The organism is Vibrio sp. 2130-1 (assembly GCF_033339515.1).
Genome location: NZ_JAWOUT010000474.1, coordinates 1 through 601, shown reverse-complemented (window position 1 = coordinate 601; position 601 = coordinate 1). Strand labels below are relative to the sequence as shown.

The window sequence follows — 601 nt, the reverse complement described above, 5'->3', positions numbered from 1 at the left end:
TGCACAAAGTTAATTCGATGAGTAATTGGAGCGAGTTTACATAGAAAATAAGCACGATAAATCAAACACTCTGTTCTTGATAAATCAGTTTACAGTGTAAAAACTCGTGATGTTGTTGCCTACGAAGACTCAATTTACTCGAGAGTTGGGGAAGTGTTAAGCGCAATAGATCAAATTTAATATGAGTCATGGTTCACATGTTTGGCGTTTGAATTTCTTATCAATCATACAAAACACTACTATCACCGACCTGTAAAAATAAGCTGTAGTTTTGACTAACTGCAGCGTTCTTCGTTAGTTTGTTGCCAGCGCCATGGAGGGCGTTATATGAAAAGGATAAATGTCATTGGTAGTAGCGGCAGTGGTAAGTCTACTTTCGCAAAAGCCTTAGCTCAGAAGCTCGACGTTACACATATCGAAATGGACAAATTGTTTTGGAAAGCGGGCTGGCAAGAAAGCACCGACCATGAGTTTTTCAGCAACTTAAAAACGGCCCTCATGCAAAGCGAATGGGTTTTGGATGGAAACTATTCTCGAACTGAAAGCATAAAGTGGCAATACGTCGACACGATCATTTGGTTGGACTATTCAAGAACGGTGA

Annotated in this window: 1 protein-coding gene; it reads left to right on the top strand. The window is 39.9% G+C overall.

Going from position 1 to position 601, the window contains the following annotated elements; translation table 11 throughout:
- Positions 1-327 precede the first annotated feature (327 nt).
- Positions 328-601 (top strand): AAA family ATPase (locus tag R7Q09_RS26920; RefSeq protein ID WP_318144047.1); only part of this gene is annotated, 274 nt, incomplete at its 3' end.